Genomic DNA, 25,012 nt, shown 5'->3' with positions numbered 1-25,012 from the left:
AATTTCCGGTCGACCAAGCAATGTTGATGCTTAGGTTTCAAGCTGCTCGGGTGGCTGCATTCCAGACGCCATATGCCTCGAGACGGTGGTATCGAAGTGTTGAGGCGGAGCGGCGGCGAGCAGGAACGCTGATGCAATTGCAGATGGTTGAATGGGTCGCCACGAACCTCTGAAGTCCGCCTGGAGACCGATACCCTTGCATCGCTCACTCTCGCTTTCGGAACGGCAAGTGGTTGTTTTAAGCGCGGTTGTTTAGGCCCTTGTGCGACCAATGATCCAGGCCCGGGGCGACCTCTCGCTTGGTAGCACTATACGACCTTGGCTTGTCGGTGATGATACGTTTGGGAATGAAGCCGAGACTCCTTATCAAACGCCGCAACAACCGATTTGCTGCCCGTTTGTCCCGTTTCGGTTGGAGGATTTCGTTCAGCACGACGCCATGCTAATCGACCGCACGCCATATCCAAAACTTGCGACCTTGAAGAACCAACTGGCGGTATGGGTAATCAGTCTCTGTATCCAGCCCGGCATCCAATAGGGGCCGACGCCGTTGCCGAAATTCAGTTTCTGCTCTTCGGTCAGAACGTCAATACTAGGTCGCTTCTTGACGTCGCCTTCAGACTGTCGCTGATATCCGCCTTCAGGCCGCGTTCACCTGCGATCTGTCCAACGATCCGCTCGATCGAGAGACCCAGCCAGTCGCGCGTTTTTAGGGCGCGGACTTCGCCCAGCATGTCCGTCGCCTTCGCGTCGATTGTAAGGGTGGCCGGGTCGAAGTCGCCAGACCGGTCATCGACCACAAAACGGCCCATCGACACCAGATTGCCGGTAAAGCCCATTGCCATCTCCAGCGCCGCGCCGGTCGGGGGCCGGGCCAACTGAAAGTCATGGTTGTCCACGCGGAACTCTGCGGTGTCAGACTTGGACCCGGCTTTGTCAGTGATCGTCATACTGATCAGACGATCCTGAAATGATGCCGTGACATCGGTGCCGTCAGCGAGGATGCGAAAGTCGATTTCCATGCCTCAACCCCAAAGCCGTTTTGGTGTCCTGACCGGATGTTGCTGAACAACCGGGAGGGTGATCACCAGCCCCTTCGGCAGAACCGGCCCCATTGCTGCCAGGCCGGGGTTGGCTTCGTAGACGACAATGGCGAAATCCTCGCGGCCGTAATGAGCCTTGCAGATTTCATCTACCATGTCGCCGTCGATGGTTCGGTACGTTGTCACAGAATACCCCCGATCAAACCTGTGAGACCCTGTGCATCCGGGCCATAGGGTTTTGACGTCAGAGAGAATTCGATCTGGCGCGGGGCCCCGTCAGGCATGAAGTAGCTTTTGCGTTCCTCGACCTGAACAATCACCCAGCGCTTTCAGACCCCACCCAACCTGTCGACCATCATCAACAGCATCTTCAAAGCTGCCTGCGCCCGCATCAACTCTACCTGCCGCAAACCAACTTTGAAATGCAGGTAAATGACCCCTTCAATGGTGATTTGCTGAGCGCTTTGGCCCAAGTATTGCAGGGCGGCTTCCCGCCCGATCCGGTTGACCTCGGTCCAGCGATGTCCGGCACTTCGGGCCATCTTTTGATAGGCCCCGTTTGACATGCCAAACCGGAAAACACCGAGCGCCATCATCACACCGCCAAACTGCATCAGTAATCCACCCGGTCATTAAGATCCGCGTTCCGCTTTTGTTTGAGGCGCTCAATCTGGTCTCGCACCATGCACGCGATCTCTGCCGGATCGGTACCTGGCGGTGGTGCGATCGTGATGGTGATCGTGTCGCCACCTCGCATGCCCTGGAGCCCACCAGACAGAGTTGAGATCGGTGGTCGGCTGTCGATCATACCCGACAGCTCGCTTTCCCGACCGAGTTTAACCAACAAATCCATCACCGGCACGAGTGACAAGTGCGCCTCATACGGCTTGTTTAATAAGGTATTGCGGCACTCAAGAGGGATTGCAGTATTTGGTGTCACAATTTTTAGAACCGAAGCGCAGACGCCCATTTTAACGGTTTTTGAAAGCCACTATGGTTCAAGCAACTTTTAGGGAGGTGCTTGGCGATGAGCCCTTTTTTACAACGCCCTTCCGGCTTCTTCCAGTTTCCTGCAATAACAAGTGTCACACAACAATGAATATGACTGAAAACAAAACGGCGCCTGCGCTGAATGATATCCTGGATCTGGAAAAACAGGTATGGATGGCGCTGGTGGAAGGAAATGCAAACGCGGACCGGGCTTTGCTGAGTGCGGATTTTTTGGGGGTTTATCCCACCGGGTTTGCCAATCGAGACGATCATGTCGGTCAATTTGCGGACGCGCCGACGATGGCGGAGTTTGACCTGAGCGATGCGCGGTTGCGCGTTTTGACGCCTGACATTGTGCTGTTGTCCTATCGGGCAGAATATCTGCGACCGGGTGCAACACGGCGTGACACAATGCTGATTTCCTCGCTCTGGGAAAGAAGAAACGATGTCTGGGTCAACAGCTTCAGTCAGGACACACCTCTTCAGGAGATCTGATCAGAATGCCCCATTGACGATCACACACGGCAATGCGCAGTTTGCGGGCATGACTGACGCTCTTGCTATTACCCGACTTCCACGTGCTTTTGATCCGTCTTTAGGCGACGAGGCACGGGCTTTGATCCCAGGATTGACTAAGGGGTTAGGGGATTTGGTTGCGGGAACCGCCGGGTCCAGCCCTTATCTGAAAGGTCTGATCGAGCGGGAGAAGGATTGGCTGCCTGAGGCCCTGATGCAACCGGATCAAGCGCTGGCGGAGGTCATGACCGCTGCACGCGACCTGCCGCCAGACCAGTTGAAGCCCGGCTTGCGGCAAGCCAAGCGGCGAATGGCTCTGCTCACGGCATTGGCCGATATTGCAGGTGCTTGGTCTTTGGAGAAGGTCACGGCGGCACTGACCGATTTCGGAGCTCTGGCAGCGGATATTGCAGCCAAGGCCGAGATTGCAGCATTGATCCGGCGCAAAAAGCTGCCCGGGATGACCGAGGATGATGTCGAAACTGCAGCCGGTTTGGTCATCCTGGCGATGGGCAAGATGGGCGCGCATGAGCTGAACTACAGCTCGGACATAGATCTGATCGTTCTGTTTGACGAGACGCGATTTGACCCAGATGACTTTTATGAGGCCCGGCAGGGTATGGTTCGGGCAACGCGGAATTTCTGCGCAACGCTCAGCGACAAGACGGCTGATGGGTATGTGTTTCGAACCGATCTGAGGCTGCGCCCCGATCCCGCCGTGACACCGGTTTGCATGGCGATGGAGGCGGCTGAACGGTACTATGAAAGCCTTGGCCGTACCTGGGAGCGCGCGGCTTACATCAAGGCGCGGCCCTGTGCTGGGGATCTGGCCGCGGGTCAACGATTTCTGGACAGCCTGCGCCCCTTTGTATGGCGCCGCCATCTGGACTTTGCCGCCATTCAGGACGCCCACGATATGCGTCTGCGTATCCGGGAAAACAAAGGAACAGGTGGGTCTTTGTCGATTCCCGGCCACGACATGAAGCTGGGGCAGGGCGGTATCCGAGAGATCGAGTTCTTTACCCAGACCCGTCAACTGATCGCGGGCGGCCGCGACGCGGACTTGCGGGTGAGGGGGACTGTTCCGGGGCTGGCTGCACTGGCCTCGAAGGGCTGGGTGCCGCAGGACGTGGCCGAAAAACTGACCGATCATTACCGGGCGCACCGCGAGGTCGAACACCGCATTCAGATGATTCACGACGCTCAGACCCATAAAGTGCCAAATTCGCCGGATGGGATAGACCGGGTCGCTTGCCTGATGGGGATCAGCAGCGCCGAGTTGACACAAGACCTAACCCGCCGCCTGACTGAGGTGCATGAGTTGACCGAGGGGTTCTTCGCTCCGGGCCACTCACCAGCCCCCGCGCTGGTTCAGGACGTGGAGTTCGACAAAAACATACTGGCCCGTTGGACGACGTATCCGGCCTTGCGAAGCCAGCGCGGCGCTCGGATTTTCGAACGCCTGCGGCCCGAATTGCTATCACGCCTTGCCAAAACGGCCAAACCGGACGAGGCGCTTATGGCCTTGGACGGGTTTCTGGCCGGTCTGCCCGCCGGGGTGCAGCTGTTTTCACTGTTCGAAGCAAACCCGCATCTGATTGACCTTTTGGTCGATATTGTTGGCACATCCCATGCGCTTGCCTCGCATCTGTCGCGCAACGCGTCTGTGTTTGATGCGGTGATTGGGGGCAGTTTCTTTACCGATTGGCCAGGGCAAGAGGCGCTGCAGATCGAACTGGTACAGGCTCTGTCGGAAGAAACGGACTATGAATCCCAGCTTGATCTGGCGCGGCGCTGGTGCAAGGAATGGCATTTTCGCATCGGCGTGCATCATCTGCGGGGCCTGATCGATGGGGCACAGGCCGGTCAGCAATATGCAGAGCTTGCGCAGTCGGTGATCGCTGCCATACTCCCTCATGTCACGGACAACTTCGCCCGCAAACATGGTCCCGCGCCAGGGCGAGGAGCCGCCATTCTGGGTATGGGGTCGCTTGGGGCAGGGCGCATCAACTCGCAATCCGATTTGGACATGATCGTGATCTATGACCCCCTGGACCAAGAGATGTCGGATGGCCCGCGCCCACTGGCGACGCGGACTTATTACGCCCGGTTTACGCAGGCGCTGATCACTGCACTCTCGGCCCCCATGTCCCAAGGGCGCTTGTATGAGGTCGATATGCGATTGCGTCCCTCAGGCAACCAGGGGCCGGTGGCAACAAGCTGGGCCAGCTTTACCAACTATCAGCAAAATGAAGCCTGGGTGTGGGAGCACCTGGCCCTGACCCGTGCGCATGTCGTTGCGGGGGACGCGGGGTTGGCTGAGGACATTGAAACCTTCCGGACCGAATTCCTGTCACGCCCAAGGGATCAGGATAAAGTCCTTCGCGAAGTGGCCGAGATGCGTGCGCGTCTGGCCGCCGCCAAGGCGCCTGCGGGCATCTGGGATGCCAAGAACGGTCCCGGCCGTTTGATGGATATCGAGCTGATGGCGGAAACTGGCGCCTTGTTGGCCGGGTCTCAACAGCGCGATGTATCGTCCGGTTTGGATGGGGCCGTCGCTACCGGGTTGCTGGATGTCGCGCAGGCGCAATCTTTGAAAGATTGCTATAACTTATGCTGGTCTGTGCAATGCGCGGCGCGGCTGCTTTCTGGCAAGGTCATCGAAGCCGATAAGATCGGCGAGGGCGGTGCGGCCTTTTTGTGCCGGGCGACCGGGTTCGAACAGGTCGAGGCCCTACAGGCGGCATTGCAAGAGAGCTATGAGACCGCAGCCGATCTGATCGGTGGCGTAATTAAAGGGGGCGAAGATGGCGCGCAGCACTGATCCCAACGACCACAAGGGCTTGATCCGCGAAGCCTATCGCATCGAAGGCATCACCTTGCCGGAATGCCGCAGCATCTTTCTGGACTGGGCGCTCAGCCTGCCCGCCGATCGCGATCAGAATACGGCGCTGGCAGAATTGCACGCGGGCTACGTAGATCAGAACCCAGATCATCCTATGACTCAGGTGCTGAGCGAGGGCCTTCAGGCGGCTCAGGCCCCCAAACGCCGGGGTGGATGGAGATCTCGTAACCGCTAGGGCTTTTCCACCGGCGCGTTCCCGACTATGAGGGCGCCATGACCCAATCTGCCGACCGCCCCCGTATCCGCCTGAAACCCAAAGCCAATGCGCGCGGCCTGCGTCATGGTTTCCCCTGGGTCTATGCCAATGACATCGTCACCGACCGCCGCACGCGCAAGATCCCGGCGGGCGCTTTGGCCGTGCTTGAGGATGACAAACGCGCGCCCATCGCGCTGGTGGCGGTCAACCCCGAGTCCAAGATCATGTGCCGGGTGCTGGACCGTGATATTGACGCGCAGCTTGACGCCGTGTGGTTCCAAACCCGCCTGCAACGCGCCCTTGAGATGCGCGAAAGTCTATTTGACACCCCATATTATCGCCTGATCCATGCCGAAGCGGACGGCTTTCCTGGCGTGATCATCGATCGCTTTGGCGATGCCTGCGTCATCCAGCCGAACGCGGCCTGGGCCGAAGCGCATCTGGACCTGCTAACCACTGCTTTGCTCAAAGTCACAGGCGTGACCACTGTGCTGAAGAACGCCTCGGGTCGCACACGCGGGTTGGAAGGGCTGGACGACACCAATCAAACTCTGCACGGCACTGCACCTGATGCACCGCTACCGGTGCCGATGAATGGCGCGACCTATATGGCCGATCTGACCGGTGGGCAAAAAACCGGCCTGTTCTATGATCAGCGCCCCAACCATGCCTTCGCTGCGCGGCTTGTACAACCAGGCGCGCAGGTGCTGGACGTTTTCAGCCATGTGGGCGGCTTTGGTCTTGCCATGCTTGCAGGCGGTGCAGAACAAGCGCTGTCCGTCGATGGTTCCGCCGCCGCACTGGCACTGGCTACAAGTGGGGCCGAAGCTTCAGGTTTTTCCGACAAGTTTCAAACCCGGCAGGGCGATGCGTTTGACGTGCTGACCCAACTGGGGGAAGAGGGTGCGCAGTTTGATGTGGTGATCTGCGACCCGCCCGCTTTTGCGCCTTCGAGACAGGCGCTGGATGCGGGTCTGCGTGCTTATGAACGGATCGCCCGACTGGCCGCAGCTCTGATCAAACCCGGTGGTTATCTGGGGTTGTGCTCATGCTCGCATGCCGCTGATCTGGGCCGTTTTCGCGATGCATCCTCCCGTGGGATCGGTCGCGCCGGACGGCAGGCGCAACTGATCCATACCGGGTTTGCAGGGCCGGATCACCCGCAATTGCCGCAACTTGCCGAAAGCGGCTATCTCAAAGCGGTGTTCTACCGACTATGAAAGCCGTGCTCGACACCTGCGTCATCTACCCCACGGTGATGCGCGAGATGCTGTTGGGTGCAGCACGTCTTGGTCACTTTACCCCGATCTGGTCCGCACGCATCCTCGAAGAATGGGCCCGGGCGGCCCGAAAACTGGGCCCCACCGGTGAGGCACAAGCGCGTGCTGAAATCGCGCTGACACAAGCTAACTGGCCAAATGCCGGGCACGCATCGAATGAAGGTCTGCAAAACCGACTTTGGCTGCCGGATGCCGCTGACATACATGTACTGGCGACGGCAGTTGCGGCCTCTGCCGATATGATTGTCACAGTGAACGCCAAGGACTTCCCGCGAAATATCCTGTCCGAAGAGGGGCTTGAGCGTCGCGATCCCGACACTCTGCTGCATGGGTTCTGGCAGTCGGACCCGGAAGGCTTGAACGCGCTCGGCATTCAGATCCTTGCCGAGGCCAACCGTCTCTCGGGCGACAAATGGACCCTGCGCGCACTAATGAAGAAAGCCCGCCTGCCACGCCTTGGCAAAGCCCTCAGCAGCTAAACGGGGTCCACCTTCATCTGGCTAAAAATATCCCGGAGAGCGCGAGAGGCTGGCCTCTCGCTGCACACCCTCATCCACGGTCCCAACGCTGCTCAAGAACTTCCAACGCTGCAATCCGCTCGTCCGTCTTGGGGTGACTCATCAACCACGCCGGAACGACACCGGCGCGCTGCTGGGTCAGGTTCTCCAACTTTTGAAACAGTGATTTCTGCGGTCCTATGCCGATACCGGCCTTGGTCAGCAATGCGGCAGCATATTCATCCGCCTCATATTCATCTCCACGTGACAGGCGTGAGGCCAAAAGGGCGGTCAACGCGTTGGCAATCATCGCGCCGATGAACGGGATGAACCGGTTCAGTACCAATATCAATGCTGTCCGCATCGCATTCTGACCGGAAAAATCAATCATCCGCCGCCGCGCATGTCCAAGGGCCACATGCCCGAGCTCATGCGCGATGACACTGGCCATTTCCTCGGCCGATACCTCGCCATTGCGAAACTTCCGATAAAACCCGCGCGTAATGAAAATGCGCCCGTCCGGAGCGGCCAGCCCGTTCACCGGGTCGATCTCATAGATATAAACCGGCACCCGATCGATACCCAGGGCGGCGGCCAGACGGTCCGTCATGCGTTTCAGCGCTGGGTCGGCCAGTTCCGTTGATTTCGCGTCCAGTTCTCGATGGGTGCGCCAGACGGAAATCCGGTACATAGCCAGGCCGTATAGTAAGGCCAGAAGGATCGGAGTGAGTTTGATCATAGCCCAGATATGGTTCTTCGTCGCGAGTTCGGCAAGGCACAATGGCGCTGTCAGACGCTTCAATAACGTTTTGTACTGCCGGGAATATACTTACTTCCCTAGTGCTGGAAGCTTCAGGTTTTCATGTAGGTCAGCCAGAGTTCCGATTGTCAGTGTGGACCCCTTGGAGGCTTCAAAAAACGCGTGTTCAGCCTCTTTTTGCGCGACTAGGCTATCCGTCCTCAAATCTCTCAAACCAGCGCGCAGAGCGTCCTGAGCCTCCTCAAAGGTCTGCGCGTCCCGCAGTTCGTTATCCAACGCATCGAGTTTCTCGTTGTAGTCCGAGTCTCCGGGATCAAGCGCAGCGATGTCATCGGCAATCTGGTCGCTGCTTCGCCCGTCGTAACTTTCGTTCAGATCTCGCAAATCGCGTCGCGTGTCATACAACTGCCCGCGCAAGTCGTAATATTCCGCGGCAGCAGCCTGATAAGTGGCGATTTTCCCAACATTGCTGTTGGCCGCAGCGTTCTGGAAGGCCGGGGCCGCCGCTTTCGACGCATTCAGATTGCGCAGCTTGCCCGAGCCATAAGGATTGGTGATCGCAGCAACCAGCGGGTCATGATAGCGGTGTTTTTTAACGTCATGAGGCGTGCCAAAGCGAAGTTGATACTCGGTTTCTTTCGCATTGTAGTTATGGGTCTGAGAATACTGGTGATAGCTTGGATCGTGAGGCACCGGTTGCACCGTTACATCGTCTTTGTAACGGTTCTTGGGTTGCGGAAGCCCAAGATTGTCATGGAAATCTCCCAAGGTATCTTTGGTCAGACTACGCCCTTTGGAGGCGTCAAAGAACGCATCTTCAGCCTCTTGCAGGGCATCATTTGTCTGATGCCGAAAGTCTTTCAGATCGGCGCGCAATCCGTCGCGTGTTTCCTCATATGCTTCAGCGTCCCGCAATTCGGATTCCAGAGCTTCACGTTTGCTGTCGTAATCCGGATCATTCGGATCAAGCGCTGCAATGTCATCGGCAATCTGGTCGCTGCTTTGCCCATCATAACTTTCGTTCAGATCCCGCAAATCGCGTCGCGTGTCATACAACTGCCCGCGCAAATCGTAGTATTCCGCGGCAGCAGCCTGATAAGTGGCGATTTTCCCAACATTGCTGTTGGCCGCAGCGTTCTGGAAGGCAGGAGCCGCCGCTTTCGATGCATTCAGATTGCGCAGCTTGTCCGACCCGTAAGGATCGGTGATCGCAGCAACCAGCGGGTCATGATAGCGGTGTTTCTTGCGGCCATCCAAGTTAGGAGTAACATCATACCGGACAACAGGACGTAAAGAACGTTCGATCGGTTTGACCGAAACGGTCTGGTATGCGCGTTTCAAATTTGCGGACTTGCCGTTCGACTTCTTTTTAGGCTGCTTCCCAAACAGTTGCTGGACATCCTTCTTGAATTCTCGCCCAAATTCGCCAAGCGAGACTCGCCGAGCTTTTTGGTTTCCACCAACGTTAGATTTAGACTTTTTTGTCTTGGCGGCGTGTTGCTTTTTCGCGCCAGCACCTTTCCCCGAAACTGAGGCCTTGCCTTTGGGTTTGTTTTTGCCGGCACTATTTGCACGGGATCCTTTTGAGGAGTTTCCGTTTCCTTTGTCGGCTTTTCCGGAGTTTCCTTTACCACCGCCGTCGGCCTGCGACCCCCTTGACGAGTTTCCTTTTCCTTTAGATCCGCCCCCATTGTCGGCTTTCCCAGAATTCCCATTCCCCTTGCCGTTCTTTGCAATGGCAGTATCCGGCGCAAGTGCAAACGTCGCGGCCGCCCCGAACGTAACAATCAATGATGTGGCGGTTGCCACGGACGCAAGAAGATTTCTTAATTTGTGGTTGGTCATGTCTGCCCCCAAGCTTCGACCCGCTTGCACCTTACCACGAAACTGAAAATCGACGAGCCCTTAGGAGTCTCTTACACTGTGATCGTAAGCAATATGCGCTTGGGAAGGATTGTATTTGAGGTCTGTTTGGAATCATGAAACAATAAGGCGGCACTTGGGGCCTTACTTTGGCTAGCGGGTAAGTTCCCTCATGCCTCGTTCCAAGCCGGCCAGCGTCATCGGCACCATACGATCCTCGAAAATCTCTCGGATCATGTTAACGGAATGGGTGTATTCCCAATATTTCTCGGGCACCGGGTTGATCCAAAGATTTGACGCCCATTGCTCACGCGCGCGCTCTAACCAAACCTGACCGGCTTCCTGGTTCCAATGTTCATTGGCACCACCGGGATAGGCGATTTCGTAGGGACTCATCGAGGCGTCGCCGACAAAGATGCACTTGTAATCACCGCCATAGGTGCGCAGCACTTCGTGGGTAGGCGTCTGCTGATCCCAGCGACGTTGGTTGTCGCGCCATACGCCTTCATAAAGACAATTGTGGAAATAGTAGTATTCCAGATGCTTGAACTCGGTGCGGGCGGCCGAGAAAAGCTCCTCGACCACTTTGATATGCGGATCCATCGAGCCGCCGACATCCAGAAACAACAGAACCTTGACCGCGTTGTGACGCTCGGGGCGGGTCTTGACGTCGAGATAGCCGTGCTCAGCCGTGGCCTGGATGGTGCCGTCCAGATCCAACTCTTCAGCCGCACCTTCACGGGCCCAGCGGCGTAAACGTTTCAGAGCGACCTTGATGTTGCGGGTGCCCAGTTCAACTGTGTCGTCTAAGTTCTTGAATTCCCGTTTATCCCAGACTTTGACGGCGCGCTGATGGCGGCTTTCCTTTTGGCCAATGCGGACACCTTCGGGGTTATAGCCATAGGCGCCAAACGGAGAGGTCCCGGCCGTGCCGATCCACTTGTTGCCGCCCTGATGGCGACCCTGTTGATCTTTCAGCCGCTCGCGCAGGGTTTCCATCAACTTGTCAAAACCGCCAAGCGCTTCGATCTCGGCCCTTTCCTCGTCCGACAGGTGTTTTTCGGCCATCTTGGCCAGCCATTCGGCAGGGATATCCACGGCTTCCAGAACCTGATCGAAACTGATCTCGTTCAGCCCATCGAAACTGGCTGCAAAAGCGCGGTCGAACTTGTCGATGTTGCGTTCGTCCTTCACCATCGACACGCGGGCGAGGTAATAGAACGCTTCGACATCATAAGTGGCGAGGCCTTTTTTCATGCCCTCCAGAAAGGTCAGGTATTCGCGTAAGGAAACGGGAATACCAGCTTTGCGAAGGTTTTCGAAAAAGGGCAGAAACATCGCGTTAGCCCACCAAACGGACCAGAACCAGCGAGATCACCAGACCGATCAGCGCAAACGCGATCCCGTAACCGGCTGCATATTGCGCCATATCGGCCCCGTTGCCGTTGCGTTTCTTCGCGGTCAAAGCGCCCAGGATTGCTCCCAGTATCGCCATTCCCAGAACTACCACCATGTGTGTTTCATCCGTCTGTCGTGCTGCCCGAGGCCCGCTGACCCGCGCTTTCAACCAAAGACCGGGCCACCAGATCCGAGCCAAAGCCGTATCGCGCCCAACCCAGACTGTCCAGCCTGACCGAACGGGCCTGTTGAACCTGTCCGGCCTGTTTCAGCGCCTCGGATTTCAACAGCAGCAACGTGGCCAGGATCGAGGCGTTCTCGGCGCGGGTCATCACGTCGATGGCGTCGTTCAGTTCGGGTAAAGCGCGGGGTCCCTGATCTTGAGCCAGCGCAAAGGCAGTGGTCTGAGTGGTGACATAGGCCCTGTGGACCTCGGTTCCAGGCGTTGCCTTCAGAAATTGCTGCGCGATCTGGAACTGTCTCAGTGCTTCGTTCGGGTCGCGGAATTGCTCCATCCGCCCCATAAGGTAGTGCGGGTAGGCACGGCGGTGATCCGTCCACCCCAATTGTTGGCCAATGCGGGCCGCTTTTCTGGCAGCCCTCATTTGCCGGGGCGATCCTGGCCCGGGGCCCACCGATTTCTGAATGGCTTCGACCCATTCGCGAGGCGTTTCGGTCGCGGGTTGCACAGCCAATCTGTCCCCGCGCGGGTTCAGGCGGCTCAGCACTCCGGGGATCACGGCCTCGACCTGTTCCCGGCTCATTCCCGTTCGCAGCTCAGGCGCATAGGCGGCGCGCAGGATCAGCATGTCAAACCCGGTCAGAACGGTGTGAATGTTGTCGTCGTTGAACACTGAATCCGGCAGATGATAGAGGTCATTCAGCGGCCCCAGCGCCTGAGCCAGCTCTTCATGCAGACAATCGCGTATTTCCTGTGGGCTGACATCATAAGGAATGAAAATGCCAAGCCGTTCACGTTGGCGTAGCTCGGTCCAACTGCTTTTGGCTTTCCGGCGGTCACGGCGATACTCGTCCAGGCTTGAGGCATTTGGGACCACGAAACAGGCCGCATTGGGCAGAATGCGCAGGATGTCTTCCTGACTGACCGCCTCGATCGTGATATTGGCCTGACCCTCACGGATCTGCCGGATATTGATCCCGGCTTCGCGTTTCAGACGGTTCAGCAGGCGCGTCAGGTCCTGCTGCATACTGGCGGTCGGCGACCCGGTCAGCCGCACCGTGACCGGCGTTTCAAACCGGGTGAACACGGGCAGGGCGGCCCCGCTTTCCAACGCGAAATGCAACGACACAAAGTCAGCGGCGATGTTCTTGTTGGACCGCGCGGGTGGCCATGGACGAGGAGAGCCGAACGACTTGGTTGGAGGAAGCGCCACTTCGACCGAGGTCACTTTTTCGGACAGTTCGATTGTTTGAACCGATGTGCAGCCCGTCACAAACAGTGCCAGCACCAAAGCGGACCAACGCATCATGAGCGGACGTACTTGATGAACGGTGAGAGCGTTCCGATGCGATCATACAGCTGCCGCGCGGTGTGGTTGAACTCTTGCGTCAGCCAGTAGACCGACGGGGCACCTTGCCGGTCGGCCTCGTCATAAACCGCCTGGATCAGCGCACGTCCAACCCCCTTTCCACGGGTTTCGGGTCTGGCGAACAGGTCTTGCAGATAGCACACCTTTTCCACCTTCCATGCATGTCGATGAAACAGGTAATGCGTCAGCCCGACCAGAGCGCCATCCTGTTCCGCGACAAAACACGAGAAGTCCTGAGGGTCTTCATCCAAAAGTCTGGAGAATGTTGTCTCGTACATTTCAGGAGGCAGGGTGGTTTCGTAAAATGCCAGATAGTCCCGCCACATATCAGCCCACTGGTCTTTGTCCTCGGCGCGAAGTGGGCGGATTTTCAGTGCATTCGCCAAGCGGTGTATCCAATTCTGTGGGTTTGAACTTGTTACTGTCGCGATGCTGGCATTCGGGGTGCTGCAACGCAACCCAAGATCACCGATTGTAAGGGTGTTGGCTATCGTTTGCCACGCGCCATAAAGGCCAGACGTTCGAACAAATGCACATCCTGCTCATTTTTTAGCAATGCCCCGTGCAATTTGGGCAGGGCGCTGGCCCCGTCGCGCTTGAGGTCTTCGGCGCTCAGATCTTCGGCCAGCAGCAGTTTCAGCCAGTCCAGAACCTCTGAGGTCGATGGCTTTTTCTTCAACCCCTGCGTCTCGCGGATTTCATAGAACTGGGTCAGCGCAGTAGTCAGAAGTGCGTCTTTTATGCCCGGGTGATGCACCTCTACGATGCGGCGCATCGTGGCCTCGTCGGGGAAGCGGATGTAGTGAAAGAAACACCGGCGCAGAAACGCATCGGGCAGTTCCTTTTCATTATTCGACGTGATGATGACGATGGGACGGTTCTTGGCCCGGATCGTTTCGGCGGTCTCGTAGACATGGAACTCCATCTTGTCGAGTTCTTGCAAAAGGTCGTTGGGAAACTCGATATCAGCCTTGTCGATTTCGTCGATCAGCAGAACGACCTTTTCATCGGCCTCGAACGCCTGCCAAAGCTTACCCTTGCGGATATAATTCGACACGTCATGCACACGCTCTTCACCCAACTGGCTGTCGCGCAGTCGGCTGACCGCATCGTATTCATACAGGCCCTGTTGCGCACGTGTGGTGGATTTCACGTTCCACTCGATCATCCGCAACCCCAACGCCCCGGCCACCTGTTTGGCCAATTCGGTCTTGCCGGTGCCGGGTTCGCCCTTGACCAGCAGAGGGCGTTCGAGTGTGACGGCAGCGTTCACGGCAATGGTCAGATCGTCCGTGGCGACATATTCGGCAGTGCCTTGAAAACGTGCGGTCATGAGCCTCTCGTGTGGTTTTATGGCATGGATGGGTGAACTGTGTTTTCCGGGTTACAGAGAGGCAAGGATTTTGACAACCCGCGTCCCTGCGTCGGTCAACAGGATTTTTTCTGCATCTCCAACCCCTTTTGCTTGATTCGCGCGCTGCCAAAGCTTGGCATCGTGCGGTTCGCCCTAAAAATGCCTGCTGAATTTCACAGAAAAACAAGGTTTTGTTGATGTTTGTCTCATAGTTAGACAAATCCACGCGGGCACATGTGGACGCAACGTTTGTGTAGTGACATTCCACCGCCCGTCGGCTAAACGCTGCGCAGAAGGGAGAGCCAAATGTCAGGTGAAACAGCCGCGACCGACGTTTCTGGCCATACCGAGGGAGCAAATATGAAGCAGGAAGTTTTTCTGCCGGAAGATTACCGTCCGGCCGAAGATGAACCTTTCATGAATGATCGTCAGCTTGAGTATTTTCGCCGCAAGCTGCTGGATTGGAAGACAGAGCTATTGGCAGGCAGCCGCGACACGATCGAAGGGCTGCAGGACAACACTCGTAACATTCCGGACGTCGCAGACCGCGCCAGCGAAGAAACAGACCGCGCGCTTGAACTGCGTACCCGGGATCGTCAGCGCAAACTGGTCGCCAAGATCGACTCGGCCCTGCGCCGTATCGAAGAAGGCGAATACGGATACTGCGAAAAGACTGGTGACCCGATTTCGCTGAAACGTCTGGATGCGCGTCCGATTGCCACCATGACGCTTGAGGCACAGGAACGTCACGAGCGCCGGGAAAAGGTCCACCGCGACGATTGATCGCCGGGCTCAGGGTAAAAAACATAAGCGCCGGGGCCTGTGGTCCCGGCGTTTTTGCGTTAAGGCGGGGGCATGAATATCCAGGGTCTGAAATTCTGTGTCATTGGCGGCGGCATCGGTGGTCTGGCGGCCGCGCTTGCGTTGCGTGTCAGGGGCGCACAGGTCACAGTGCTCGAACAAGCCAGCGAACTGACCGAAGTCGGAGCGGGCCTGCAAATCAGCGCCAACGGCATGTCTGTGCTGCGGGCCCTTGGGGTTGCGGATGATAAACCTGCCTTTGGGCAGAAATCATTTGGTACTGTGCTGCGCGACTATCGCAAAGGACGGGTCATCAGTCGCGTACCCAGTCCCGCTGCAGGACCGACCTCTTACTACCATCGCGCCGACCTGCTTGACTTACTGCACAAAGCCGCGGTGCGCGCCGGGGTAGAGATATGCCTTGGGTCTCGCGTGACTGAAGTGCGGAAACACCCCGGAGAGGCCGAGATTGTTCTGGAAAGCGGCGAAAGGCTGCGCGCCGAATGTGCTATTGCAGCAGATGGCGGGCGCAGCGTGATCCGGCCGATCCTCAACGGGCCTGAAACTCCCGCCTTCACCCATCAAGTTGCATGGCGTGCCACGATCCCGTGGGGCCATCCCGACCAGACGCCGCGTGCCGCACTGACCATGGGGCCTGGGCGTCACGTGGTGACGTATCCTCTGCGCGATCAGAGCCTGATGAATGTCGTGGCGATCGAAGAACGGTCGGACTGGCGCGAGGAAGGATGGCGGCTGGAGGGACACCCAGAGGACTTGCGCACGCGCTTTGCCGATTTCGGTGGTGAGGTGGGTGATATTCTCGCGCAGGTCGAGCAGGTCAACATTTGGGCTTTGTTCCTGCGCCCGGTTGCCGAGAAATGGCAAAACGGCCGCCTCGCCCTGCTAGGGGATGCAGCACATCCTACGTTGCCGTTCATGGCGCAAGGGGCCTGTTTGGCGTTGGAGGATGCGTGGTGCCTTGCCCGCGCCTTCGAGGCGCAGTCGGGTGTCGTGAAGGCGTTGGCCGCTTATGAGAGCGTCCGGAAACCACGCGCGCAAAAAGTCGTCGCGACCGCAGGATCAAACGCGCGGAACTTTCACCTGAGCGGCCCAATGCGTCTGGCGGCTCAAGCTGCTTTGATGGCGCTTGGTCCAAGGTTGGCGCAGCGATACGATTGGATCTACAGCTACGATCCGACCGGGTAAGGAATTACAGGTCCAGATCAACCCAAACCGGCACATGGTCCGAGGGCTTTTCGTGCCCCCGAATCTCAAAATCGATCCGGCAATCACGCATCAAGTCCGCAGCCTGTGGTGTCAGCAGGAAATGGTCGATCCGAATGCCGTCATTCCGGTTCCATGCACCCGCCTGATAATCCCAGAATGAATAGTGCCCATGGCCTTGGGTTGTGGCCCGGAACGCTTCAGTAAACCCAAGGTTCAGAATCTTGCAAAACGCCGCGCGGCTTTCGGGCCGGAACAGGGCGTCCTCCCGCCAGGCTTCAGGACGTTTGGCATCTTCGGCCTGCGGAATGATATTGTAGTCGCCCGCCATCAGGGCCGGTTCTTCACTGTCCAGAAGATCACGCGCGCGCTGATACAGCCGTTCCATCCAGTCCAGTTTATAGTCGTATTTCGGGCCGGGTACCGGGTTGCCATTGGGCAGGTACAAACCGCAGATTCGAAGCGCCTTTTTGCCGATGACGGTCGCTTCGATCCAGCGCGCTTGTTCATCTTGATTATCCCCCGGCAGGCCGCGCGAGACGTCTTCCAAAGGCAGTTTCGACAGGATTGCTACGCCATTGAAACTCTTTTGCCCGTGGGTTTCCACGTTATACCCACGCTCTTCAAACATTTCGCGGGGGAAGTTCTCGTCGATGGATTTGATCTCTTGCAAGAGAACGACATCAGGTTGTGCGTCGTCTAGCCACCGCGGAAGGGCTTCGGCCCGCGCTTTGATTCCGTTGATATTGAACGTGGCGATTTTCATGCGCAATCCTCCGAAGCACTGTCGCACCTATCGCTCAGAACGAGCCCAACGGCAAGTCGGAGAGCGAGTATGCGAGGCTCTGCCTCGCGCTCCGGGATATTTTAAGCCAGATGAAGAAACGGATCTTTAACCAATTTTTCTCAAATTGAAGTGGCGGTACAGGCGGGGACTCCGATGGCCGCGCCAGGTGAAGCTCTCTGGTCGTTGGATCAGAGAGCGGATCCCTGCTTCATCTGGCTGAAAATATCCTGGGGGTGTGGGGGCAAGGCCCCCATCGCGCTCACATCGAAAAGGACGTGCCGCAACCGCAGGAAGAGGTGGCGTTGGGGTTGTCGATCACAAATCGCGCGCCAATCAGTTCTTGAGTGAAGTCGATAACTGCGTTTTCCAGAAAAGGCAGCGAGATCGCATCAACGATGACTTTCTGACCTTTGCCCTCAAGGACCAGGTCATCCTCTTTTGGGGCGTCCAGCGCGATTTCGTATTGAAAGCCTGAGCAACCGCCGCCTTCCACTGCAACACGCAGGGCTTGACCCTGGTCTGCGGCGCCGATCTCGGCCAGACGTTCAAAAGCGCGTTCAGTGACTGTCGGGGGCAGATTCATGCCGCTCTCCAAAGGTTTATTTCCTCAGCATCCTACAATATATGGAACCCAAGGACAGGCGACAAGGACTAGACCTTTGGTCAGAGCGAGTTTTGCCTCGGATCCGGCGCGCGCAAGAGGGCGGCTGGTACCTGAGGAGGAGAGCAGTTTCCGGTCATGTTTTCAGCGTGACCGGGACAGGATCATTCATGCCAGCGCCTTTCGGCGGCTCAAGCACAAGACGCAAGTGTTTGTCGAGCATGAAGGCGACAGCTATCGCACCCGTTTGACCCATTCCATAGAAGTGGCTCAGGTGGCGCGAACCATTGCCGGGGCGTTGGGCCTGAACCCGGAGTTGACGGAAGCCGTGGCGCTGGCTCATGACCTGGGACATACGCCTTTTGGCCACACCGGTGAGGACGCTTTGCATGCGTTGATGGAGCCCTTTGGCGGTTTTGATCACAACGCACAGGCCATTCGGATCGTCACAAAGTTAGAGCGCCACTACGCGGAATTTGATGGTTGTAACCTGACCTGGGAATGTCTGGAGGGTATCGCAAAGCACAATGGTCCGGTCAAAGGTGATCTGCCCTGGGCGCTGGCCGAGTGCAATCAGGGTTTCGATCTGGAATTGCACACCCATGCCAGCGCGGAAGCGCAGGTTGCAGCGCTGTCTGACGATATTGCCTACAACAACCACGATCTTCTGGACGGTCTGCGCGCAGGGTTGTTCGCAGATGATGATTTGCGAGACCTGCCAATCGTTGGGGCTTGTTATGCTGAGGTAGATTCGAAATACCCAGCGCTGGATGACTATCGCAGGCGTCACGAGGCGTTACGGCGGGTGTTCGGTGTGATGGTGTCAGACGTCATCAACACGTCCCGTGACTTGATCGAGAGCTCGGGGGCGCAGTCGGTCGAGGACATCCGCCATCTGGGTCATCCTGTTATTCAGTTCTCTGATGGGGTTTGTGTGCAGCTTCGCGAAATCCGGGCGTTTCTGTTTACCCGGATGTATCGTGCGCCCAGCGTGATGAAAGTTCGGGCGGAGGTCGCAAAGATAGTGGAGGACCTATTTCCGATCTATCTCAACGACCCCAGGCAAATGCCGGCACGCTGGCACGATGACATTGAAGCAGCCAGAGACGAGACGGCATTGGCACGTATTGTATCGGACTATATCGCAGGTATGACCGACCGCTTTGCCCTGCAGGATCATGAGCGGCTGACCGGCTGATCACTCAACAGCGATATAGGCAATGGCCCAGACTTGCTGACCTGCCTGTTTTGCGGATTGGTCGGCATCATCGGTGGGCGGGAACACGATCATCGTGGGGCCGTACCCGCCGATCCCCAACGGGGCGTCATCGGCGTGCGTGGCAACGATTGGTTTGTTTGTTGCGATGCTGTCCCACTCGATTTCGGCCTGATATCCATCCAGTGCCATGGGCAGGGCCTTTTTCCCTTCGGCTCCGGCCATGATCATGACCTCGGACAGGAGAGGACCTGAGAACGCATAGTCTCGTTGATTGCCCGGGGCGCCGTAGGGAATTTTGATCTCAAATTGCTCCAGCGCATCCAGCATGGCCGCATCAAATCCGGCTGCGCCGTCATGTGTGACCTCCAGATAGCCCAGCAAACCGCCGTCGTTCTCGCCTCGCGCAGGCAAGTTGGTTTCGCTGACAGCGCCGCCAAGCGTCAGCAGCACGTGGCCCTGTGGTTGAGGCATTTCAGCCAGAGCGGGCAGGGCGATCGTCAAAAGCAGGGCAAGAGGCAAGGTGCAGCGCATGCGGGTCTCCGAGTGTTGAATTCAGGCTGAGATTAGCGTGCTACACCTCGAAACCAAGCTTAAACATTAGGCGTCCATTGACCTTGCCGTGTTGCGTGGTAAACCGCCGGGCAAGCAAAAGGACATCCGAAATGAACCTGTTTTCCGAGATCCGCGGCCTTGTATTGGACGCGCTGGCACAGATGCAGTCCGAGGGCGCTCTGCCGGAAGGGCTGAGCTTTGACAACGTGGCGGTCGAACCTCCGCGAGATTCAGCGCATGGTGACATGGCGACCAACGCCGCGATGGTTTTGGCGAAACCGGCCAAGTTGAAGCCGCGTGATATTGCCGATGTGCTGGCTGGGAAACTGGCAGCCGATGACCGGATCACCGGCGCCGAGGTTGCCGGGCCGGGCTTTCTGAACCTGCGTCTCGCGCCGTCCGTCTGGCAGGGCGTGCTGGCTGCGGTGCTGCATAAGGGCGCCAACTATGGACGATCGACCATGGGGCAGGGGCAAAAGGTCAACGTCGAATATGTTTCAGCCAACCCGACTGGTCCACTGCATGTGGGCCATACACGGGGCGCGGTGTTCGGGGACGCTTTGGCCAGTTTGCTGGCCTATTCGGGTCACGATGTGACCCGCGAATACTATATCAACGATGGCGGCGCGCAGGTGGATGTGTTGGCGCGCTCCGCGTATGAGCGGTATCGCGAGGCCAACGGGCTAAGCCCCGAGATTGCCGAGGGTCTGTACCCGGGCGACTATCTGATCCCGATCGGTGAGGCGCTGAAAGAAAAATATGGCGACAGCCTGATCGATAAGCCGGAAAGCGAATGGCTGGAAGAGCTGCGCGAGTTTTCGACCGAAGCGATGATGGATTTGATCCGCGCTGACCTGAAGGCGCTGGGTGTCGAGATGGATGTGTTTTTCTCAGAGAAATCACTGTATGGCACAGGTCGGATCGAGGCGGCGTTGAAATCGCTGACCGACAAGGGCCTGATCTATGAGGGCGTGCTGGAACCGCCCAAGGGCAAGAAGCCCGAGGATTGGGAGCCGCGCGAGCAAACCTTGTTCAAATCGACCGAGCATGGCGATGACGTGGACCGTCCGGTCAAGAAATCGGATGGCAGCTGGACCTATTTCGCCCCCGATATCGCGTATCACTATGATAAGGTAAGCCGTGGCTTTGACGCGTTGATCGACGTGTTTGGGGCGGATCATGGCGGTTACGTCAAGCGGATGAAAGCGGCTGTTTCGGCTCTGTCCGATGGCAAAGTGCCGCTGGATATCAAGCTGACCCAGCTGGTGAAACTGTGGAAGAATGGTGAGCCATTCAAGATGTCCAAGCGGGCAGGGAACTTTGTCACTCTGCGTGATGTGGTCGATCAGGTTGGTCCGGACGTGACCCGGTTTGTCATGCTGACCCGCAAGAACGACGCGCCGTTGGACTTCGATTTCGACAAGGTGCTGGAACAGAGTCGCGAGAACCCCGTATTCTATGTGCAATATGCCCATGCCCGCGTCATGAGCGTTCTGCGCCGCGCCGCTGAGGCTGGAATTGCGGCTGATGACGCAGCGCTTGCCGGGGCCGATTTACGCAAGAACGATCACGCTTCGGAACTGACCGTCGCCAAGAAACTGGCCGAATGGCCACGTCTGGTGGAAATCGCCGCGCGCACCAACGAGCCGCACCGTGTTGCCTTCTATCTGTATGAACTTGCAGGGGATTTCCACGCGCTGTGGAACAAGGGCAATGAAGAAACCCAGTTGCGTTTCATTCAGGATGGCGATGTTGCCACAAGCCAGTCAAAAATCGCACTGGCCCGGGCCGTTTCTGTTGTGATTTCAGCGGGCTTGGGTATTCTTGGCGTTACCCCGGCGCAGGAGATGCGGTAACAAATATCGCCCGAACCGCCGGTACGAGGTAGGCAAGAAATGACCCGCGCGCCTTAATTTCAGGCGCTAAACGGGCAGTGAGGCGGACATGGCGAGTTACGATTACTCGGGGCACCAAAGCCCCGAGCAGATTCATTACCCGAATCAGGCGCATCCTGAGGATGCGTATGAGTATCCCGAGGATATGCAAAACTATGACGCGCCGCGCGGCACGTTTGGACTGGGCCAGATGGTTAACGTTCTTGGGGCTGTTGCATCCTTGGCGTTGGTCGCTGGTGTCGGCTTTTGGGGGTATCAACTGGTCATGCGGGATGTAAGTGGCGTGCCCGTTGTGCGCGCAGCCGAAGGGCCGATGCGCGTGCAGCCGGAAAACCCGGGCGGCACTCCCGCAGATCACCAGGGGCTGGCCGTGAATGCCGTTGCGGCCGAAGGCACCGCCGCCGCCCCGGCGGATCGTCTGATCCTTGCGCCGCGCCCGGTATCGCTGACTGCAGAAGACTTGCCCGGTGGTGATCTGAAGCCAACCCCGGCGCTGCATGTGGTGGAACAGCCGATCTCAACCCAGGAAGCCGCGCGACTCCGCCAGAATGCAGTAGACGCGCTGGTGGCGGAACTGGCAGGTGAGGCGGCCAAAACCCAACAAGAGTTTGAAGAGGGTGTGCAGGTTGCATCGCTGTCCACGCCCGAGGAAGAACCGGCAATCGATCCTGCCGATTTTGCCGCGGCCTTGCCGGACCCGGCTATTGCCGAATTGCCGGGGGTCCGCAGGTCGTTGCGCCCGGCTAAACGCCCGGCACGCAGTCAAGTTTCGCCCAGCGAAGCGTCTGAGGGCGCCATCAACGCCGCCGTCAAGGCTGCGGTTGGCTTGGATGCCGATCCCGATACGCTGACCAAAGGCACACGCCTTGCGCAGCTTGGGGCCTATGACAGTACTCAGGTGGCCCAGGCCGAATGGGATCGTCTGAGTGGTCGGTTCGGTGAATATATGGATGGAAAGCAACGCGTTATTCAGAAAACTTCAAGCGGCGGCCGAACCTTCTATCGTCTGCGCGTTCTGGGTTTCGAAGACCTGAGTGACTCGCGCCAGTTCTGTGCTGCGCTGGTCGCTCAAGGGGCCGATTGCATCCCGGTAGCCGTGCGGTGAAATTTGGCGCCACGATCACCGACGCCGAAGGCCTGCGCCTGACGCAGGAGGAAAGAGACCTGTTTCGCCAGATGAACCCGTTTGGGTTCATCCTGTTTGCCCGCAACATCGAAAGCGCCGATCAGGTGCGTGCCTTGTGCGATGATTTCCGCGAGGCGGTTGGTCGTAATTGCCCCATCACCATTGATCAGGAAGGCGGGCGCGTGCAGCGCCTGCGCGCACCTCTGGCCCGCGAATGGCTGCCACCGTTGGATCACGTGACGCGTTCAGGCGATCAGGCCGAGCGGGCCATGTATCTACGCTATCGCCTGATTGCTGACGAACTGTTCAGCTTGGGTATCGACAGCAACTGCGCCCCCATGGTTGATGTGGCGCGGTCGGATACGCACGCTTTTCTGAAGAACCGCTGCTATGCTTCTGATCCTGATAAGATTTCCCAGATCGGTAAGGCCGTGGCAGAAGGGCACTTGGACGGGGGCGTTCTGCCAGTAATCAAACATTTGCCCGGTCATGGTCGTGCTACGCTGGACAGCCACTATGACCTGCCGCATGTTGATCTGCCGATGGACACGTTGGACATCAGCGATTTCGCACCCTTCCGCGCCCTGAACGATTTGCCGATGGGGATGACCGCGCATCTGGTATACGATCAGATCGACCCGCAACCAGCTACGATTTCTAAGACCATGATGGGTGTGATCCGTGAAAAGATCGGGTTCAACGGGCTGATCATGACCGACGATATCGGGATGAAAGCGCTGAGCGGTACGCCGGCCGATGTGTCACGTCAGGCCATTCAGGCAGGCTGCGACGTTGTTCTGCATTGCAACGGCAGTTTTACGGACCGTGCCGAAGTGATGGAATCCGCCGGAGAGATGACGGATCAGGCACAAGCCCGCGCAGAACAGGCGCTGGCGATGCGCAAACCTCCTCAGGAACTTGACATCCCTGCCGCCGAGGCTGAACTATCTGCCCTAATGGGCGGGCAGGTATATGAACGATAACCTTTTCAACGAAGACCCTGTCTCGGTCGCGGATCGTCTTGCGGCCGAAGCGCTGATTGTTGATGTCGACGGGTTCGAAGGTCCGCTGGATGTTCTGCTGACCCTGTCGCGTACGCAGAAGGTTGATCTGAGGAAAATCTCGGTTCTGGCACTTGCGCAGCAGTACTTGACCTTTGTCGAAAAGGCGCGGGCGCTGAGGATCGAACTGGCCGCCGACTATCTGGTCATGGCGGCCTGGCTGGCCTTCTTGAAATCTCGTTTGCTGCTGCCACCTGATCCCGATGACGAAGGGCCGTCGGGCGAGGAACTGGCAGCGCATCTTGCGTTTCAGTTGGAGCGCCTTCAGGCCATGCGCGACGCTGCCGCGCGTTTGATGGCGCGCGATCAGTTGGGTCGCGATTTCTTTAGGCGCGGGCAGGGCGAAGATATCACCCGCATCCGAACCGTAACCTATTCCGCCACGCTGCTGGATCTGATGCAGGGTTATGCCCGTATCCGCACCCGTGATGAGTTCCGCCCCTTTGTGATGGATCGCGATGCTGTATTCACAATGGAGCAGGCGCTGGAACGGATGCGTCCGTTGATCGGGTTTGCCGGGACGTGGACCGATATGGAGACCTATCTGCCTGACGGCTGGGATGCCGACCCAGTACGCCGCAGGTCAGCAACAGCGGCGACCTTTGCGGCCTCGTTGGAGCTGGTGAAAGAAGGACATATGGAGATGAAGCAGAGCGAGACATTTGCTCCGATCCATCTGCGCAAGAGGACCGAAACACGTGACTGACGCCCCTGAAGAAACCGGCACACTGTTCGAAGCACCTCCGCTGGCGGAACAAGAGCGTATGGTCGAGGCCGTGTTGTTCGCCAGCTCTGAGCCGGTGACAATCGCGGATCTGGAAGCCCGAATGCCCCATGGCAGCGATGCGGCGCAAGCAGTTGAATTGCTTCAAAAACGCTATGAAGGACGCGGCGTGCGTGTGGTGCGTGTCGGTGATGCCTGGGCCATCCGCACGGCCCCTGATTTGGGTTTTCTGATGCAGAAGGAAACGGTCGAGACCCGCAAGCTCAGCCGCGCCGCGATCGAAACGCTGGCCATCGTCGCTTATCATCAGCCCTGCACGCGGGCCGAGATCGAGGAAATCCGGGGCGTGTCGGTTTCACGCGGAACCATCGACCAGTTGCTCGAGATGGAGTGGATCAAACTGGGCCGCCGCCGCATGACCCCGGGCCGTCCAGTGACCTTTGTGGTTACGCCCGAATTCTTGGACCACTTTGGTCTGGAAAATGCGCGTGACTTGCCGGGGCTGAAAGAGTTAAGGGCCGCGGGGCTTCTGGAGAACCGGCCTCCACCGGGTGCTATTCCGTTGGGTGAAGGGCCCGAGGATGAGGTCGACGAAGACCAGACCGAGCTGTTCGAGGAAGAGTGATCGCGCAGCCCTTTTATTGCCGCACAAACCGCATATCTTTGAGCG

Annotated in this window: 26 protein-coding genes and 2 pseudogenes; 13 read left to right on the top strand and 15 right to left on the bottom strand. The window is 57.9% G+C overall.

Annotated features, from left to right (window positions below; translation table 11 throughout):
* Positions 1 to 37 precede the first annotated feature (37 nt).
* The 5 genes and pseudogenes from AC2FLD_RS09855 to AC2FLD_RS09835 all read right to left on the bottom strand — a co-directional run.
* Positions 38 to 484: pseudogene (locus AC2FLD_RS09855) on the bottom strand (DDE-type integrase/transposase/recombinase); the annotation flags it as partial.
* 94 nt (positions 485 to 578) lie between these two features.
* Entirely contained in the window at positions 579 to 1,022 is a 444-nt protein-coding gene (locus AC2FLD_RS09850; RefSeq protein ID WP_496668998.1) for a phage late control D family protein, read from the bottom strand.
* Between the two features lie 3 nt (positions 1,023 to 1,025).
* Entirely contained in the window at positions 1,026 to 1,229 is a 204-nt protein-coding gene (locus AC2FLD_RS09845; protein ID WP_496668997.1) for a tail protein X, read from the bottom strand.
* Positions 1,226 to 1,636, bottom strand: a pseudogene (locus AC2FLD_RS09840) (phage tail protein). Before AC2FLD_RS09840 ends, AC2FLD_RS09845 begins: the two are co-directional and overlap by 4 nt.
* Positions 1,637 to 1,656: 20 nt before the next feature.
* Complete coding sequence (locus AC2FLD_RS09835) at positions 1,657 to 1,914, bottom strand: hypothetical protein (protein WP_496668996.1); 258 nt, start codon at positions 1,912 to 1,914, stop codon at positions 1,657 to 1,659.
* Positions 1,915 to 2,144: 230 nt separating this feature from the next.
* Here AC2FLD_RS09835 and AC2FLD_RS09830 point away from each other — a divergent pair, with 230 nt between their 5' ends.
* The 5 genes from AC2FLD_RS09830 to AC2FLD_RS09810 are packed head-to-tail and all read left to right on the top strand — an operon-like array spanning position 2,145 to position 7,409.
* Positions 2,145 to 2,528, top strand: coding sequence for a DUF4440 domain-containing protein (locus AC2FLD_RS09830; protein WP_496668995.1), 384 nt, complete (start codon positions 2,145 to 2,147; stop codon positions 2,526 to 2,528).
* Between the two features lie 49 nt (positions 2,529 to 2,577).
* On the top strand, positions 2,578 to 5,373 hold the full coding sequence (locus AC2FLD_RS09825; RefSeq protein ID WP_496668994.1) for a [protein-PII] uridylyltransferase family protein: 2,796 nt from the start codon (positions 2,578 to 2,580) through the stop codon (positions 5,371 to 5,373).
* Positions 5,357 to 5,629: a hypothetical protein gene (locus AC2FLD_RS09820; RefSeq protein WP_050602186.1), complete on the top strand. Its 273-nt coding sequence runs from the start codon at positions 5,357 to 5,359 to the stop codon at positions 5,627 to 5,629. Before AC2FLD_RS09825 ends, AC2FLD_RS09820 begins: the two co-directional genes overlap by 17 nt.
* A 38-nt stretch (positions 5,630 to 5,667) precedes the next feature.
* On the top strand, positions 5,668 to 6,870 hold the full coding sequence (locus tag AC2FLD_RS09815; protein WP_496668993.1) for an RSP_2647 family RNA methyltransferase: 1,203 nt from the start codon (positions 5,668 to 5,670) through the stop codon (positions 6,868 to 6,870).
* Positions 6,867 to 7,409 carry an RSP_2648 family PIN domain-containing protein gene (locus AC2FLD_RS09810; protein ID WP_496668991.1) on the top strand — a complete coding sequence of 181 codons (543 nt, stop codon included), beginning with the start codon at positions 6,867 to 6,869 and terminating at the stop codon, positions 7,407 to 7,409. Before AC2FLD_RS09815 ends, AC2FLD_RS09810 begins: the two co-directional genes overlap by 4 nt.
* 70 nt (positions 7,410 to 7,479) lie before the next feature.
* Here AC2FLD_RS09810 and AC2FLD_RS09805 read toward each other — a convergent pair whose 3' ends face one another.
* From AC2FLD_RS09805 to AC2FLD_RS09775, 7 genes are all read right to left on the bottom strand, one after another.
* Entirely contained in the window at positions 7,480 to 8,166 is a 687-nt protein-coding gene (locus AC2FLD_RS09805; protein WP_496668989.1) for a M48 family metallopeptidase, read from the bottom strand.
* A 90-nt stretch (positions 8,167 to 8,256) separates the two neighbouring features.
* Entirely contained in the window at positions 8,257 to 9,528 is a 1,272-nt protein-coding gene (locus tag AC2FLD_RS09800) for a hypothetical protein (protein ID WP_496668987.1), read from the bottom strand.
* A 675-nt stretch (positions 9,529 to 10,203) separates the two neighbouring features.
* On the bottom strand, positions 10,204 to 11,388 hold the full coding sequence (locus AC2FLD_RS09795) for a vWA domain-containing protein (RefSeq protein WP_496668985.1): 1,185 nt from the start codon (positions 11,386 to 11,388) through the stop codon (positions 10,204 to 10,206).
* Between the two features lie 4 nt (positions 11,389 to 11,392).
* Complete coding sequence (locus tag AC2FLD_RS09790; RefSeq protein WP_172677845.1) at positions 11,393 to 11,563, bottom strand: hypothetical protein; 171 nt, start codon at positions 11,561 to 11,563, stop codon at positions 11,393 to 11,395.
* 7 nt (positions 11,564 to 11,570) lie between these two features.
* On the bottom strand, positions 11,571 to 12,938 hold the full coding sequence (locus tag AC2FLD_RS09785; RefSeq protein WP_496668983.1) for a DUF2927 domain-containing protein: 1,368 nt from the start codon (positions 12,936 to 12,938) through the stop codon (positions 11,571 to 11,573).
* Positions 12,935 to 13,384: a GNAT family N-acetyltransferase gene (locus tag AC2FLD_RS09780; protein ID WP_496668981.1), complete on the bottom strand. Its 450-nt coding sequence runs from the start codon at positions 13,382 to 13,384 to the stop codon at positions 12,935 to 12,937. Before AC2FLD_RS09780 ends, AC2FLD_RS09785 begins: the two co-directional genes overlap by 4 nt.
* Before the next feature lie 101 nt (positions 13,385 to 13,485).
* Positions 13,486 to 14,331 (bottom strand): AAA family ATPase, encoded by an 846-nt coding sequence (locus AC2FLD_RS09775; protein WP_496668980.1) that lies wholly within the window; start codon positions 14,329 to 14,331, stop codon positions 13,486 to 13,488.
* A gap of 381 nt (positions 14,332 to 14,712) precedes the next feature.
* Here AC2FLD_RS09775 and dksA point away from each other — a divergent pair, with 381 nt between their 5' ends.
* Together dksA and AC2FLD_RS09765 are read left to right on the top strand one after the other, a co-directional pair.
* The gene (gene dksA, locus AC2FLD_RS09770; RefSeq protein ID WP_050602554.1) at positions 14,713 to 15,135 is read left to right on the top strand and encodes an RNA polymerase-binding protein DksA; all 423 of its coding nucleotides are present in this window, start codon (positions 14,713 to 14,715) and stop codon (positions 15,133 to 15,135) included.
* A gap of 72 nt (positions 15,136 to 15,207) precedes the next feature.
* Positions 15,208 to 16,359, top strand: a complete 1,152-nt coding sequence (locus AC2FLD_RS09765) for an FAD-dependent monooxygenase (protein ID WP_496668978.1) — start codon at positions 15,208 to 15,210, stop codon at positions 16,357 to 16,359.
* Positions 16,360 to 16,363: 4 nt separating this feature from the next.
* Here the strand turns inward: AC2FLD_RS09765 and xth are convergent, their stop codons facing one another.
* Together xth and AC2FLD_RS09755 are read right to left on the bottom strand one after the other, a co-directional pair.
* Positions 16,364 to 17,143: an exodeoxyribonuclease III gene (gene xth / locus AC2FLD_RS09760; protein WP_496668977.1), complete on the bottom strand. Its 780-nt coding sequence runs from the start codon at positions 17,141 to 17,143 to the stop codon at positions 16,364 to 16,366.
* Between the two features lie 280 nt (positions 17,144 to 17,423).
* A complete protein-coding gene (locus tag AC2FLD_RS09755; protein ID WP_496668975.1) occupies positions 17,424 to 17,747 on the bottom strand; it encodes a HesB/IscA family protein in 324 nt (107 codons plus the stop codon).
* Positions 17,748 to 17,823: 76 nt separating this feature from the next.
* Here AC2FLD_RS09755 and AC2FLD_RS09750 point away from each other — a divergent pair, with 76 nt between their 5' ends.
* Positions 17,824 to 18,963, top strand: a complete 1,140-nt coding sequence (locus AC2FLD_RS09750) for a deoxyguanosinetriphosphate triphosphohydrolase (RefSeq protein WP_496668973.1) — start codon at positions 17,824 to 17,826, stop codon at positions 18,961 to 18,963.
* Here the strand turns inward: AC2FLD_RS09750 and AC2FLD_RS09745 are convergent, their stop codons facing one another.
* Positions 18,964 to 19,515, bottom strand: coding sequence for a putative pterin-binding protein (locus AC2FLD_RS09745; RefSeq protein ID WP_496668971.1), 552 nt, complete (start codon positions 19,513 to 19,515; stop codon positions 18,964 to 18,966).
* A gap of 131 nt (positions 19,516 to 19,646) precedes the next feature.
* Here AC2FLD_RS09745 and argS point away from each other — a divergent pair, with 131 nt between their 5' ends.
* From argS to scpB, 5 genes are all read left to right on the top strand, one after another.
* Complete coding sequence (gene argS / locus AC2FLD_RS09740; protein ID WP_496668969.1) at positions 19,647 to 21,392, top strand: arginine--tRNA ligase; 1,746 nt, start codon at positions 19,647 to 19,649, stop codon at positions 21,390 to 21,392.
* A gap of 88 nt (positions 21,393 to 21,480) precedes the next feature.
* Complete coding sequence (locus AC2FLD_RS09735) at positions 21,481 to 22,536, top strand: SPOR domain-containing protein (protein WP_496668968.1); 1,056 nt, start codon at positions 21,481 to 21,483, stop codon at positions 22,534 to 22,536.
* On the top strand, positions 22,533 to 23,540 hold the full coding sequence (nagZ, locus tag AC2FLD_RS09730) for a beta-N-acetylhexosaminidase (protein ID WP_496668966.1): 1,008 nt from the start codon (positions 22,533 to 22,535) through the stop codon (positions 23,538 to 23,540). Before AC2FLD_RS09735 ends, nagZ begins: the two co-directional genes overlap by 4 nt.
* The gene (locus tag AC2FLD_RS09725) at positions 23,530 to 24,324 is read left to right on the top strand and encodes a segregation and condensation protein A (RefSeq protein WP_496668964.1); all 795 of its coding nucleotides are present in this window, start codon (positions 23,530 to 23,532) and stop codon (positions 24,322 to 24,324) included. Before nagZ ends, AC2FLD_RS09725 begins: the two co-directional genes overlap by 11 nt.
* Positions 24,317 to 24,967 (top strand): SMC-Scp complex subunit ScpB, encoded by a 651-nt coding sequence (scpB, locus tag AC2FLD_RS09720; RefSeq protein ID WP_496668963.1) that lies wholly within the window; start codon positions 24,317 to 24,319, stop codon positions 24,965 to 24,967. Before AC2FLD_RS09725 ends, scpB begins: the two co-directional genes overlap by 8 nt.
* Positions 24,968 to 25,012: the final 45 nt, after the last annotated feature.

Source organism: Ruegeria sp. CDSA021 (assembly GCF_059612325.1).
This window is presented reverse-complemented; position numbering and strand designations above follow the sequence as displayed.